Source organism: Candidatus Tisiphia endosymbiont of Temnostethus pusillus, assembly GCF_964264675.1.
Classification (GTDB): Bacteria; Pseudomonadota; Alphaproteobacteria; order Rickettsiales; family Rickettsiaceae; genus Tisiphia.
In genome coordinates, this window is sequence record NZ_OZ183472.1 from 397425 (window position 1) to 410426 (window position 13002).

Annotated in this window: 13 protein-coding genes and 1 pseudogene; 9 read left to right on the forward strand and 5 right to left on the reverse strand. The window is 33.3% G+C overall.

Translation table 11 applies throughout. From position 1 onward, the window contains the following. Positions 1 to 130 precede the first annotated feature (130 nt). Complete coding sequence (locus tag ACFEL2_RS01990) at positions 131 to 2245, forward strand: hypothetical protein (protein WP_375331710.1); 2115 nt, start codon at positions 131 to 133, stop codon at positions 2243 to 2245. Between the two features lie 324 nt (positions 2246 to 2569). Beyond that, on the forward strand, positions 2570 to 5941 hold the full coding sequence (locus ACFEL2_RS01995; RefSeq protein ID WP_375332132.1) for a hypothetical protein: 3372 nt from the start codon (positions 2570 to 2572) through the stop codon (positions 5939 to 5941). A 158-nt stretch (positions 5942 to 6099) separates the two neighbouring features. Here ACFEL2_RS01995 and ACFEL2_RS02000 read toward each other — a convergent pair whose 3' ends face one another. After that, positions 6100 to 6228, reverse strand: coding sequence for a hypothetical protein (locus ACFEL2_RS02000; RefSeq protein WP_341751253.1), 129 nt, complete (start codon positions 6226 to 6228; stop codon positions 6100 to 6102). Between the two features lie 610 nt (positions 6229 to 6838). Here ACFEL2_RS02000 and ACFEL2_RS02005 point away from each other — a divergent pair. Beyond that, on the forward strand, positions 6839 to 7243 hold the full coding sequence (locus tag ACFEL2_RS02005; protein ID WP_375332358.1) for an HD domain-containing protein: 405 nt from the start codon (positions 6839 to 6841) through the stop codon (positions 7241 to 7243). A 408-nt stretch (positions 7244 to 7651) separates the two neighbouring features. Here ACFEL2_RS02005 and ACFEL2_RS02010 read toward each other — a convergent pair whose 3' ends face one another. Both ACFEL2_RS02010 and ACFEL2_RS02015 read right to left on the reverse strand, forming a co-directional pair. After that, complete coding sequence (locus ACFEL2_RS02010) at positions 7652 to 8170, reverse strand: IS630 family transposase (RefSeq protein WP_341751251.1); 519 nt, start codon at positions 8168 to 8170, stop codon at positions 7652 to 7654. Continuing rightward, entirely contained in the window at positions 8134 to 8505 is a 372-nt protein-coding gene (locus ACFEL2_RS02015; RefSeq protein WP_341751250.1) for an IS630 transposase-related protein, read from the reverse strand. The genes ACFEL2_RS02010 and ACFEL2_RS02015 overlap by 37 nt, the downstream gene beginning before the upstream one ends. Positions 8506 to 8546: 41 nt before the next feature. On the opposite strand from ACFEL2_RS02015, the gene ACFEL2_RS02020 reads away from it, so the two are divergent. From ACFEL2_RS02020 to ACFEL2_RS02045, 6 genes and pseudogenes are all read left to right on the forward strand, one after another. After that, complete coding sequence (locus ACFEL2_RS02020) at positions 8547 to 8780, forward strand: MobA/MobL family protein (RefSeq protein WP_341751249.1); 234 nt, start codon at positions 8547 to 8549, stop codon at positions 8778 to 8780. A gap of 399 nt (positions 8781 to 9179) precedes the next feature. After that, a pseudogene (locus ACFEL2_RS02025) lies at positions 9180 to 9407 on the forward strand (IS481 family transposase); the annotation flags it as partial. Between the two features lie 69 nt (positions 9408 to 9476). Further along, positions 9477 to 9635: a hypothetical protein gene (locus tag ACFEL2_RS02030; protein ID WP_341751248.1), complete on the forward strand. Its 159-nt coding sequence runs from the start codon at positions 9477 to 9479 to the stop codon at positions 9633 to 9635. 96 nt (positions 9636 to 9731) lie between these two features. Beyond that, a complete protein-coding gene (locus tag ACFEL2_RS02035) occupies positions 9732 to 10010 on the forward strand; it encodes a type II toxin-antitoxin system RelE/ParE family toxin (RefSeq protein WP_341751247.1) in 279 nt (92 codons plus the stop codon). 20 nt (positions 10011 to 10030) lie between these two features. Further along, the gene (locus ACFEL2_RS02040) at positions 10031 to 10333 is read left to right on the forward strand and encodes a HigA family addiction module antitoxin (RefSeq protein WP_341751246.1); all 303 of its coding nucleotides are present in this window, start codon (positions 10031 to 10033) and stop codon (positions 10331 to 10333) included. Between the two features lie 327 nt (positions 10334 to 10660). Next, complete coding sequence (locus tag ACFEL2_RS02045) at positions 10661 to 11377, forward strand: 2-phosphosulfolactate phosphatase (protein WP_341751245.1); 717 nt, start codon at positions 10661 to 10663, stop codon at positions 11375 to 11377. Here the strand turns inward: ACFEL2_RS02045 and ACFEL2_RS02050 are convergent. Then, positions 11343 to 12068, reverse strand: coding sequence for a hypothetical protein (locus tag ACFEL2_RS02050; protein ID WP_341751244.1), 726 nt, complete (start codon positions 12066 to 12068; stop codon positions 11343 to 11345). The two genes, ACFEL2_RS02045 and ACFEL2_RS02050, sit on opposite strands and share 35 nt — an antisense overlap. Then, positions 12065 to 12988: a radical SAM protein gene (locus ACFEL2_RS02055; protein ID WP_341751243.1), complete on the reverse strand. Its 924-nt coding sequence runs from the start codon at positions 12986 to 12988 to the stop codon at positions 12065 to 12067. The genes ACFEL2_RS02050 and ACFEL2_RS02055 overlap by 4 nt, the downstream gene beginning before the upstream one ends. Positions 12989 to 13002: the final 14 nt, after the last annotated feature.

The following is a 13002-nucleotide window of genomic DNA, read 5'->3' on the forward strand; positions in this document are numbered from 1 at the left end:
GAGCAAGTTAATAAAATCTCATTAAGCTATCAACCTTAGGATAGTGGTTAAAATAGAACATTCATTAGAACTGGGTTACATAATGTACCCAGTATTAATTTAACTAATAAATTATATGGAGTAATTATTTATGAAGAAAAAAGCAACCATTTTAGATGATAAAAAACAAGAAGAAGGTCAACAACTAAGTGTAGCATTGGATGTATTTGAGGAAGCTAGGAGTTTTATAACAGCAGGTATTGCAGATGTAGACAAAACAATTGAAGGGGAGAATACACTAGTTATCGGTAATACTAGAGGTGGGAAAAGTACGATAATTAATTATCTTTTATCTAATCCTTTGAAAGTTGCAAAACTTGACCCAAATGCTAAAGGCAAGGATGGTAAGGTATTAAAGATATTTGCTGTAGATCCAACAGCAGGACCTGAGATAGGAGCTACTGGTGGATCTATGACCACCGTTCCTAAAAAATGGTATAATTCGGATGGAGCATATAAAAAAACTATATGGGATTGTCCAGGGTTTGGCGATAATAGAGGACCTGCGGTAGATATATCTAACGCATACCTTTTGTCTAAGTTACTTAGTAATGCTAAAAATATAAAGATAGTTTTGGTGTCTGATATTAAAGATATTACCAACGATAATCCTGCAGGTTTTGTGGGACTAATAAAACAAGTAAATTATCTCTTCGGTGACTTAGATAAAATTAAGGATTGTAGCATATTGCTTGTCACTAAAGTAAAGAATTACGATGTTCATGACATAACTGTTGATATCAAAAAAATTGCTAAGAATGTACAAGACCCAGAACTAGATAAGGCATTTATTCAACATCTAGCCAATAATGAAAAAATAACTATTTTTACAAAAGCCAAGAAGGAAGGTCTGCTTGATAGCAAAGATGCTGAGATGATAGCAAAAGATATTAACCAAATTAACAGCGAACAACAATTAGCTGTGAAGGTAGGGATTTCTCCAGACACCAAGGTCTTTATCTATAAAAATAGCTCTTTATTTTCAAATTTTATTAAGGAGGATTTAGATATAATTTTAGCAAGAGTTAAAGCATTAGTAGATGTAGACAAAATAGAAAAATCGGAAGATGCACATAAAGCAATTGAACATTTAAAAGAAATATCCGCTGAATTTAATACAAATGATCATAATGAAAGTATGAAAGAATTTCTTGAAAGAATACATAATATACTAATCAGAGAGGGACAGACTGCTTTAGAGAATTCCGGATTAAATAGTAAATTAGATCTTCTTGCCTTTATAAAAAGTATTATCGATATAAGAACATTAGATATTGAGTGTTTTAAAAATGATTTAAAAAATACAGGCTGTGAATTAATTGAAAAAATTACAATGCGTAAGCTAATGTTAGAAAATCAGGAAAATAAAATAACTAAAGAACAGATGGAAAAACAAATAGCAGAAACGCAAACTATAGTAAAGATGACACAAGACAATTTACAAAAACAGAACGAGGAAATGCGGAAATTACAAGATAAGCATAATGAGGACATGGCAAAACTTGCTAAAGATAATGCAGCTTTGCTTAAGGCACAAAACGATGCCTTTCAAAATCAATTATATAAAGTTGTACAAGAACAAAACGAGCAGATGCGGAAAATACAAAACGAGTATAATGCACAAAGGGCTAAAGAAAGAGCTGAGGAAAAAGCGGAAATGGCTAGGAAAGAAGCTGAATATAGAGAGGAGGTGGCTAAACGAGAAGCTGATAATGCAGCCTATAAAAAGGAAATGGCTAGGAAAGAAGCTGAACATAAAGCGGAAGTGGCTAAACGAGAAGCTGATGCAGCTCGGCTTAAGACACAGAAAGATGCTGAATATAAAGCGGAAGTGGCTAAACGAGAAGCTGATATTGTAGCCTTTAAAAATGAAATGGCTAGAAAAGATGCCGAACATAAAGCGGAAATGGCTAGAAAAGATGCTTTGAAAAATCAAACAAAGGTTATTCATCACTATCATGATAGTGATGATGACAGTTTCTGTAATATTATGTATGCGACTAAGGAAGAATATGACAATCCGTTGCTTAACAAGCCTAGAGTTATTGAAGAATATATAAGTAAGTTTGGTAAGAAGTCTTTTGATGATTTACTAACTCTCACCTCTCAATTAGAGAAAACTGAGGTTAAAGAAGTACTGGAACAACAAAACCCTGTAGATTCCTTGGCTATGTTAATGGGGTTAGATAGCGAAGTCTATAATTAAGAGACTTCCCTTTAACCAGGGTGATTTAAAAGTCGCAACTAATGATAGAAAGCACTAAATTGCAGAAACGAATGATTGTCATCGCGAGCCACGAAGTGGCGTGGCGATCCAAATAAACAGCTGGCTAGTTTTATTTTTTGCCGCTGCAACTTTTGGATTGCCACGTCACAGCTTTGCTGCTCCTCGCAATGACGTTTATGCATTTTCTAAAATAAATTTCTCTATCATTAGTTGTGACTTTTAAACTGCCCTGCCCTTTAACTGCTTTGCTCAGATTTGAGTTAAGTAAAGAAAATAAATATAATAGAAACTGGAGAACTAACAATGTATAAAAACAACCAAGCCCATGCATTAAATGCTCAGGGGATAGCATTAGAGACTGAAGGATATAATGCTACTGACCCAACAACAAAAATAGCAAAATATGAGCTTGCAAGACTGCGATATAAGGAGGCTGAAGAGCTAACAACAAATGCTAGCAACAAGACCATATATAAAAAAAACCAAGCCCTAATGTTAAATAAACAAGGGATAGCATTAGAGACTGAAGGAGATAATGCTACTAATACAATAACAAAAATAGCAAAATATGAGCTTGCAAGACTGCGATATAAGGAGGCTGAAGAGCTAACAACAGATGCTAGCCATAAGACCATGTATAAAAACAACCAAGCCCATGCATTAAATGCTCAGGGGATAGCATTAGAGACTGAAGGATATAATGCTACTGACCCAACAACAAAAATAGCAAAATATGAGCTTGCAAGACTGCGATATAAGGAGGCTGAAGAGCTAACAACAGATGCTAGCCATAAGACCATGTATAAAAACAACCAAGCCCATGCATTAGATGCTCAGGGGATAGCATTAGATACTGAAGGTAATAATTCTACTAATACAATAACAAAAGTAGCAAAATATGAGGCTGCAAGATTGCGATTTAAAGAGGCTGAAGAGCTAACAACAAATGCTAGCAATAAGACCATATATAAAAACAACCAAGCTTTACTATTAGATAGACAAGGGCAGCTATTAGTGGCAACTGATCCTTCAGGAGCTATAGCTAAATATAACGAGGCTTTATGTAAAGCTAATGACTGGTATACTATTGCTTCAATTAAAAACAACCAAGCTGCTGCATTAAATGCTCAGGGAAGGGCATTAGAGACTGAAGGAGATAATGCTACTAATACAATAACAAAAATAGCAAAATATGAGGCTGCAAGATTGCGATTTAAAGAGGCTGAAGAGCTAACATTAGATGCTAGCAATAAGAGCCTATATAAAGACAACCAAGCTCTAATGTTAAATAAACAAGGGCATCTATTAGTTGCGACTGATCCTGCTGGAGCTATAGCTAAATATAATGAGGCTCTGTGCAAAGCTAATAGGCAGGATACTATTGATTCAATTAAAAACAACCAAGCTGCTGCATTAAATGCTCAGGGAAGGGCATTAGATACTGAAGGTAATAATTCTACTAATACAATAACAAAAATAGCAAAATATGAGGCTGCAAGACTGCGATTTAAAGAGGCTGAAGAGCTAACAACAAAGACCATATATGAAAACAACCAAGCCCTAATGTTAAATAAACAAGGGCAGCTATTAGTTGCGACTGATCCTGCTGGAGCTATAGCTAAATATAACGAAGCTTTGTGCAAAGCTAATAGGCAGAATACTATTGATTCAATTAAAAACAACCAAGCTGCTGCATTAAATGCTCAAGGGCAAGCATTAGAGACTGAAGGAAATAATGCTACTGACCCAACAACAAGAATGGAAAAATACGAAGCAGCATACAATAAATATCAAGAAGCTTGGGATCAATGCTCTACTAATAGAGCTATAGATTTAGATGTTTATAACAACAACAAAGCTAACATATTGCACAGCATAGGATTAGAGTTTTATAATAAAGGTGATTATTTAAAGGCTGAAAACTATTTTAATCAAGCCTATTATGGGTGTACAGGCGGATTTAAGCACGAGCAAGTTTTCAAAGATATGAGTGATAAAGCGAAGGCTAACTACACTGCAGAACAACAACATAACGATATGCCTAGGGATAGTTTTATACAAGCCCAAGATTTAATAACAAAGGGAATGTCAAACGTAGAAAGTCTAGAGGAAAAGGAGAACACCATAATTATTGGGAATACTAGGGGAGGGAAAAGTACGGTAATTAATTATCTTCTATCTAATCCTTTAAAAGTTACAAAACTTGACCCGAATGCTAAAGGCAAGGATGGTAAGGTATTAAAGATATTTGCTGTAGACCCAACAGCAGGACCTGAGATAGGAGCTACTGGTGGATCTATGACCACAGTTCCTAAAAAATGGTATAATCCGGATGGAGCATATAAAAAAGCTATATGGGATTGTCCAGGGTTTGGTGATAATAGAGGACCTGCCGTAGAGATATCTAACGCATATCTTTTATCTAAGTTACTTAGCAATGCTAGAAATATAAAGATAGTTTTGGTTTCTGATATTGACGATATTACCAGCGATAATCCTGCAGGTTTTGTGAGACTAATAAAACAAGTAAATTATCTCTTTGGTGACTTAGATAAAATTAAGAATTGTAGTGTATTGCTTGTTACTAAAGTAAAGAATTACGATGTTAATGACATAGTGGCTGACATCACAAAAATTGCTAAAGATGTACAAGATCCAGAGCTAGATAAGGCATTTGTTCAACATCTAGCCGATAATAAACAAATAACTATTTTTGCAAAAGCTCGGGAGGAAGGTCTGCTTGATAGCAAAGATGCTGAGATGATAGCGAAAGATATTAACCAAATTGATAGCGAACGGCAATTGCCTGTAAAGGTAGGGATTTCTCCAGACACCAAGGTCTTTATCTATAAAAATAGCTCTGTACTTTTAGATGATATTATGGAATGCTTCAAAATATTGTCACTTAAACTCAGCTCATCAATTGATGTTACGCGAATAAAAACAACAGGTGAAGCGGAAACAGCTCGTATTCAATTAATAGAAATGGTAAAGAAACTTAATTTTAATGATTATGAAGTAAATATAAAGGATTTGATTAAAAGAATACCTAGTATATTTGAAGAACAAAAGCAATGGACCAATTATAAGAATCGTGTAACGGACAAGGAAATTGCAGTGTTGAGTGCTAAATTAGATCTAGTGTTTTTTATAAAAAGCATTAATAGTGGTTTAGAAACGTTGGAGATTGATGACTTTAGAACTGATTTAATAAGTGCAGGTCATAAGTTAAGTGAAGCAATTACGACGCATCTTCTAATATTGCAACAGCAGGAAAATAAAATAACTCAGGAACAGATGCAAGAACAAATAGCAAAAGTGCAAAAGCAAGCAGAAGAGACTCGAAAAAAGTTACAAGAAGAAAGCGAGCAAATGAGGAAATTACAAAATGACTATAACGCAGAAACGGCAAAACAAAAAGCTAGTAATGCAGAGTTGCTTAAGAAGCAAGTTATGTATGTGACTAGGGAAGAATATGACAATCCGTTGCTTAACAAGCCTAGAGTTATTGAAGAATATATAAGTAAGTTTGGCAAGAAGTCTTTTGATGATTTACTAACTTTAACCTCTAAATTAGAGAAAATTGAGGTTAAAGAAGTACTGGAACAACAAAACCCCATAGATTCCTTGGCTATGTTAATGGGATTAGATAGCGAAGTTTATAATGTAAATTAATGAGCAACATTATCATGCCAAGCTTATCTAGAGAAAGGTCATAGCGAACAAGCACAACACTAGACAACAAAGGAAGTAACATATGAATTACCAAATATTAGTTTGGGTCATTGGAGCATTTAGCCTAATTAACCCCAGTTGCCAATTAATTGGGTCTATCAGAAAGATTGTATAAGTATGATGTCAGAGTTAGTCCATCTTTGATCGACATTTGTCCATTTTTGGTCATCAGTACCACAAAGTATGGCAAATTGATTCAAGGCAACTGACCAATCTTTAATTGGCATTGTCCACTTCTTTTGAGCGTTTGTCAATGCCAAAAATAGTATACTTGCAGTAAAACTGCAAAACTCTATTAAATTTTAGATAAAGTTATGCAGTTTTGCTGCAAGTATACTATAATCCTAAGAGTACAGCGAGATCGTAGAATAAATATGATTATTTCTTGAAAATATGAAGAACAGCTGCAAAGATGAGACATCAGTAAATAATTGCTATAATTAAATCAAATTTCACTTATTACTAATTATTATAGTTAGGATTAAATTTCTTAAGCCTGATTATATATATTTTCTGCTGATTTTGTTTTTTTAGTGCTATGACTGGGATTGCAGTAAACGAGTGGTTAGAGGTCACCCACAAAAGTTTAACGTTTAAATCAAAAGTACTTATTATGCTAGTAGGTGCTATTTTATGTATGTCATCAATATATTTTTTTCTTGTTCTAGTAGTTTTAATGAAGTCAGAAACTATTTTGAAATATATTAAGACATTCGAACTCTAATAAGATAGCAGATAAAAGTTGGGTAAATTATTTTATGAAAAAAGGGGTTGGAGTTACACCATAACTTTTCTCGATTAAAAATATTTAATCTTTAATTCTTAAAAGCAGCTGGGATTTCCTGTAAAACTGAAATAATAGCAGCATCCTTATTGCATGATATTGTAGAGGATACAGCACTTACTATTAGTCAGATATGGTTTTCATTTGGCACAAAAATAGCAGAATTAGTTAACAAACTAACGAAGCTTGATGATATTACAATAAAAAAAATAAAAATTGAAGGAGAACATGCCTTGCAGAAATTACGTGAGTCAGAAGATATAGATGCATGGTATATCAAGCTTGCTGATAGGCTACATAATATGCAAACTCTTCATTACATTAAGTCAAAAGAAAAACAGAAAAGAATCGCTTTGGATACTTTAAAGAACTTTATCCCGTTGGCAAAACTAGCTCGAGTAGAATGGATAGAACAAGAATTATACACATTAGCTATCAAAACATTAGAGGAGAATTAATACATTTTTTTATTTTTTATTAATAGTTTAGTCAAATTGTCTCTTTGCCTCAAAATATCCACCATCCTTGAGAATGTCACCTTCTTTACTCCTGTTAATCGACGAAACTGTGCCGAGTAGAAATCATAGCTCTTACACTCCTTTAATTAACAAAATTTCATTGCTATGATAGCCCTCACACAACCGTGTGTACGGTTCTTAGGGGACAGAGGAAATGGCAACATTTTCTCTATTACCCGACGATGAGGGAGATGAGCAAAATAAAGATACAACACCGTGAACCAGCATAATCAAAATAATTTTACTCGAGGCTCACAAATCTTTGCTCATCAATTGAGAATGTTTGGACAAGGAAGTATAAATGCTGTTATGATCGGGTTAGCACTAACTATAGTAAATCAAATTGAATTAGGTGACAAAGAAGAAAGAAATTGCCTCAGATAATGTACCAGTTTCAGCTATTTTGCTTCGAATCCATCTCTTCATATTAGCCCAAAATTTCTCTATTGGATTTAAGTTTGGCGAATACGGTGGCAAAAAAATAACTTCACAACCAACTGATTCTATTAGCTCCTTTGTCTTTTGAGATTTATGAAAACTAACGTTATCCATCACTACAACCTGTCCTGATGTTAACTCTTTAATCAAGAATTTTTCAACCCAATTATTAAATAGTTCTGTATTACAAGTTTTATTAAAAACAAAAGGGGCTATTGACTTGTTATTTACTAAACCAGCTATTATATTGGTCCTTTGGTAATGTTTCCCACTCTTCTTGCCAATCAATAATTCTCCTATCTTACCCCAACCTCTATCTTGGCAAATTGTCATATCTATCCCACTTTCATCAAGATATACTATTTTATCTTTATCATATTTACTGATCTTTTCTAAATAATCAGATCGTTTTTCTGCACTTGCTTCCAAGTAGCTAAAGGTTTTTTTTTATAACTAAATCCTAACTTTTTTAATATATTAGCCGCTTGTGAACCTGTAATTCCAAAATTCTTACCAATGTCTTGCAACTTACTATTAGGGTTATTTGTTACGAAATGTTCTAATGCTTTTTTATCAACTTTACTTTTAATCCCTAGTCTCGCCTTTGCTAATACTGTTCCTTCTTTTTTTTTCCTTACGTTCCAACGGCTAATTGTATTCTTATGTATATCAAATATCTTAGCAGCAGATTTCTGACTATTACCTTTTTCTATATAATTTATTACTTTTTCTCTTAAATCTTGACTATATGGACTTGTTGACATTTTTTCCTTTATTTATACCACATCTTATCATCTAATTCAATTTGATTTACTATAGCAAGAAGAAAGGAGTAGTATTTAGCAAAATATATGCCCCGGAAAATGCTCCAAATTGGGTGTATGATCGAGAAGAGTTGTGGAATAGAGTGACTAGCAGAGAACAAAAAAAAGATGGACAGTTAGCTGAAATAATTAACAAGTATTTAGAATTCTATGGGCATTTAGGAAATGTATCACATTTGTCACAAACTAAGGGCGTAAAATTTGGAGCTAAATGAAGGATTGATAGAAAGCAATTATTGCAATATCATGATCAAGATATTATAGGAGCGGCTTTAGCTGTGTGATTGTATCTTAAGATAAGTCTTTAAAGAACTAGAATAAAAGCAAGGAGTGATACCGATCGTGTGATAGGTTAAAAGAAACCTAGTGAATCTGAGGTATCTCCTTGCAGGCGAACTTAAGTAAAATACGAACGGTAGCGTGATCGGAAAAGATCAAATTTACAATCAAGTAAAAAATACTTAAGTTTATTATTTGTTTAAATGCCATGTTAAAAAATAATAAAGAATTTACTCTTGACTTTTAAGACGGTAGATTTATAGACTGTAATGGATGCTAAGATTAAGTTGCGTTTGAGTTGGATTAAGTAGTTAGAGCATGCAGGAAAGGTATGCGAACATTATGGTATTTCACGCTTTACATTACGCAAGTGGTACAAACGCTATGAAGTATTAGGTAAAAATGGTTTGTGTGATATTAGTAGTAAGCCCAAAAACTTTCCTTTTCAAAAAAGAAGTGAAGTTGATGAAAATCTTATACTTAAGTTAAGGAAAGAAAGGAATCTAGGATCACGACGCATTCATAGTGAATTAAAGCGTTTATATGGTATCTCATTCCGTTGAATTTAAAACGTCATTAATCGGCGTACTGCTACAAATACTGTAACTTTTTTGGAACAGGTTATAGAACGTATGCCTTTTCCTATACAACGTTTGCAAACTGATATAGGTATGGAAGAAATCCAAGAAGCTTTAAGAATTGGCAAAACCAAAGCTTCTATCTGTAGAAACTTTGGCATTAAACGTTCTACTTTGTATGATACTTTAAATCGCCTAACCACAAATAATTAAGATACGAATGCTAACGTGTACCGGCATGAAAATTAATGTAAATGTTACTGATAGTAAATATTATAATGCTTGAAGTTAAACTGATAATGTTATAAAATGATTGTAAGTTTTAAATGTAAACATACTGAGAAATTACATAATAGAGAACTAGTTAAACGTTTTGAGGCTTTTGGCGAGCAGGCACGCAAAAAATTATATATGTTGCATACAACCGTTAATTTAGAAGATTTACGTGTTCCGCCTTCAAATCGTCTAGAAGCTCTTAAAGGTGTACGTAAAACCCAATATAGTATTCGTATCAATAAGCAATGGCGTGTGTGTTTTGTTTGGTATGACGGGAATGCTTACGATGTAGAAATTGTTGATTATCACTAATTTATTAAGAGGTATTAGCTATGACAAAGAAATTATCCCTTATTTCACCTGGTCAAATTCTTCTTGAAGAATTTATAGAGCCTATGGGAATAAGTCAAAGCCAACTAGCTCGTGATATTGGTGTACCTGTTACCCGTATACATAATATAATTAAACACCATCGTTCTATCACAGCTGATACTGCTCTAAGGCTTGGGAAATACTTTAATGTGAATCCTCGCTGGTGGATGAACATGCAGAATCAATACGATTTGGAATTTGCCGAAGATAACGGTTGGAAGACCACAGAACAAAAAATACGTACTTTATCTGTAGCAAGTTAAACATTCATTCTAAAAATCTAATCATAGAGCAAGTTGTGATTAGGTCAATTTGCTTTTATATGTCTGACAATACTAAGATTTACCAATTTAAAGTATATCTTAAAGATATAAGTCCAATGATTTGATGTAGATTTCTAATTCAAATTTAGCTTTGCCTCTGCTTTTGAATGGTCTTGAATAGACTTATTGGTGTTAAGATACATGCAAGTACAACATATGTAATTAGGATTTAAAAACTAAATAAAATTAAATTTTTCTTATGAAACAATATCATTACTTAGTGATTATTATATTATTTATATTTAGTGGTTGTACACAAAAAAAAAGATGACCTCACTATGTGACTCAGGTTGCCAAAAAATATATATAATATCACCAACACAATTAAGGTTTAATAAAAAGCACCAAATTCAGGTGGTAGTAATTATTGATGTATTTCGTGCTTTTACTACAGCGGCTTATGTCCTAGACCGTAATCCAACAATATATATGCTGGCAAAAGAAAGTACTATCATTTCTCGTTTGGCAACAAATTTTAATAACCCTTTATTAATTGGGAAATCAGAAAAAGGAGTAGATCTCATTTATGATATTCCAAATTCTCCAACAAGAGTTAGAGCTGTTACTATAGCTGGTAGAAGTGTATTACATAGGACAGAAGCAGGGGCTTGGGGAGTTCTTCTTGCTAAGGAAGCAGATATAATACTTGCCGCAGGTTTTGTTAATGCAGGTGCAACTGCCGAATATATTAAAACACTATCAAATGCAAAAGTTATAATAATTCCTATGGGACATGAGGGTACAACTCCTTCCCTAGAAGATAATGTTTGTGCTGAATATATTAAAGATCTCATTAATGGAAAAAAGACAAATTTGACTAAATTTTTGTCTATACTTCGAGAAAGTTCAGGCAAATACTTTTTTTCTCAAGACCAGTGGCAATATCCTAAAGAAGATTTTTTTCGGTGTCTTAAAATAGACCACTTCAATTTTATAATCAAGGCAACTATTATGGATAATTATGCAGTCCTAACTCGTGGTTAATTAACGTTCTTAAAGGTGAGGTTTCCGGTACTATTCCTAATAGTTCAATAATTAGATTTCTAATCCCATAACCTTGCCACTTAAGCTTATTAAGGGTAGATTTAGTCATATTTTTCCATTCTTCCCGACTTACTGATTGTTTAATATCATACATGTAAGCAAAATAGGGAGTATTTATAGCAAAATGCATAGGGTGAATAGTAATAACTTTTGTTGCTTGATTCAAAACAATATTCCGCAACCTTTCATCCAGTTGCATTGGGTGATTACGCCACAAATATCCACCATCTTCCAAAGAAATAGGGACTTCAAGAAAACCAAACCGATCTTTAAAAGGAGTAATTATTTCTAGATCCGTACATACATTTGATGATATTAACATACCTGCCTCAAACATAGCTTGCTTAGATAAATTACATGTGGCAAACCGATGACAACGGAAAGCTGCCAAATTATGAGGCAAATCCATAACGTGCTTTACTACCTCTGAAATTGTAGTACCATGTGATGAATTTGTACCAAAATACGGATGGAGTCCTATTTCAATTTTATTTATAGCGGCTTCTACTATAGATGAATTATGGGTACTAAAAATAGTAGGAGTAATCTTTTTATCTTCTAAAAAAGCTAAGATTCCTTCTATAGCAGGTTCACATGCCCAATCAAGGTCAACAGTTACTATAACACTCATAAGCACATCTCATGAAATTTACGAAAACGTTCTTCGTTAATATCATGCTTTGCAAATAATTCTGACATTGAACCATAAGAACGCAAGTCTTCGGTACGTTTACTAGTTGACCATGTATCATCATCTCTCATATATTGTGCATTACCATAAGACAAGATATTAAATAATGAAGCATCCATTTCTTTATTATCCTTAAAATGCAAACTTATTCTTCTTCCTGATAAGGCTTCCATACTACTATCCTTAAACTGTTCATACATTTTAGTTGAGATTGCATGGGCATTATCTTTTTCAGGGTTGTCGTATGACATATATTGATAAAATTTCCAGCATGATAAGTTACCACCTACACTTTTTAGAGAATTAAGAATATCTTTAACTTGACTCGGTAATGTTAAATAATTTTTAGTACTAATAACACTGTGAAACTTTAATTCAATACCAGCCTTTGAAATTAAGCTACATTTATTCATAATATTTTTATAATACTCCTTATATCCACCAAAATTTCTACCAATTTCTGTCAAAAAACTATCTTCAGTACTATCAATCGTAACAGCAACAATATCGACTACTCCCTGCATTTCATTAACAACATTTTCATCTAAGTAAGTACCATTGGTATAAAGCTCTATAGTTAAGTTTTTAGCTGGATCTTCTGAGCGAAATTTTCGAATATGACGAAGTAACTCAATGAACTCTTTTGGTGGATGTTTACCAAAAATAATTACTTCTCCACCTGATAATGTAAGACGGCGAAAGTTAAGTTTGTGATACAAATGGCTCACTAATTCTTTCTTGGCTTCTAGATTAAGTTCTGCCTTGAGCTGATGCGGTGCATCTTCAAGTACACAATAACTGCATCTTAAATTACAACGATTTGTTATCATCCAATAGCCTTTGTAATATGAATCACTCATACATTCCTCCGTTT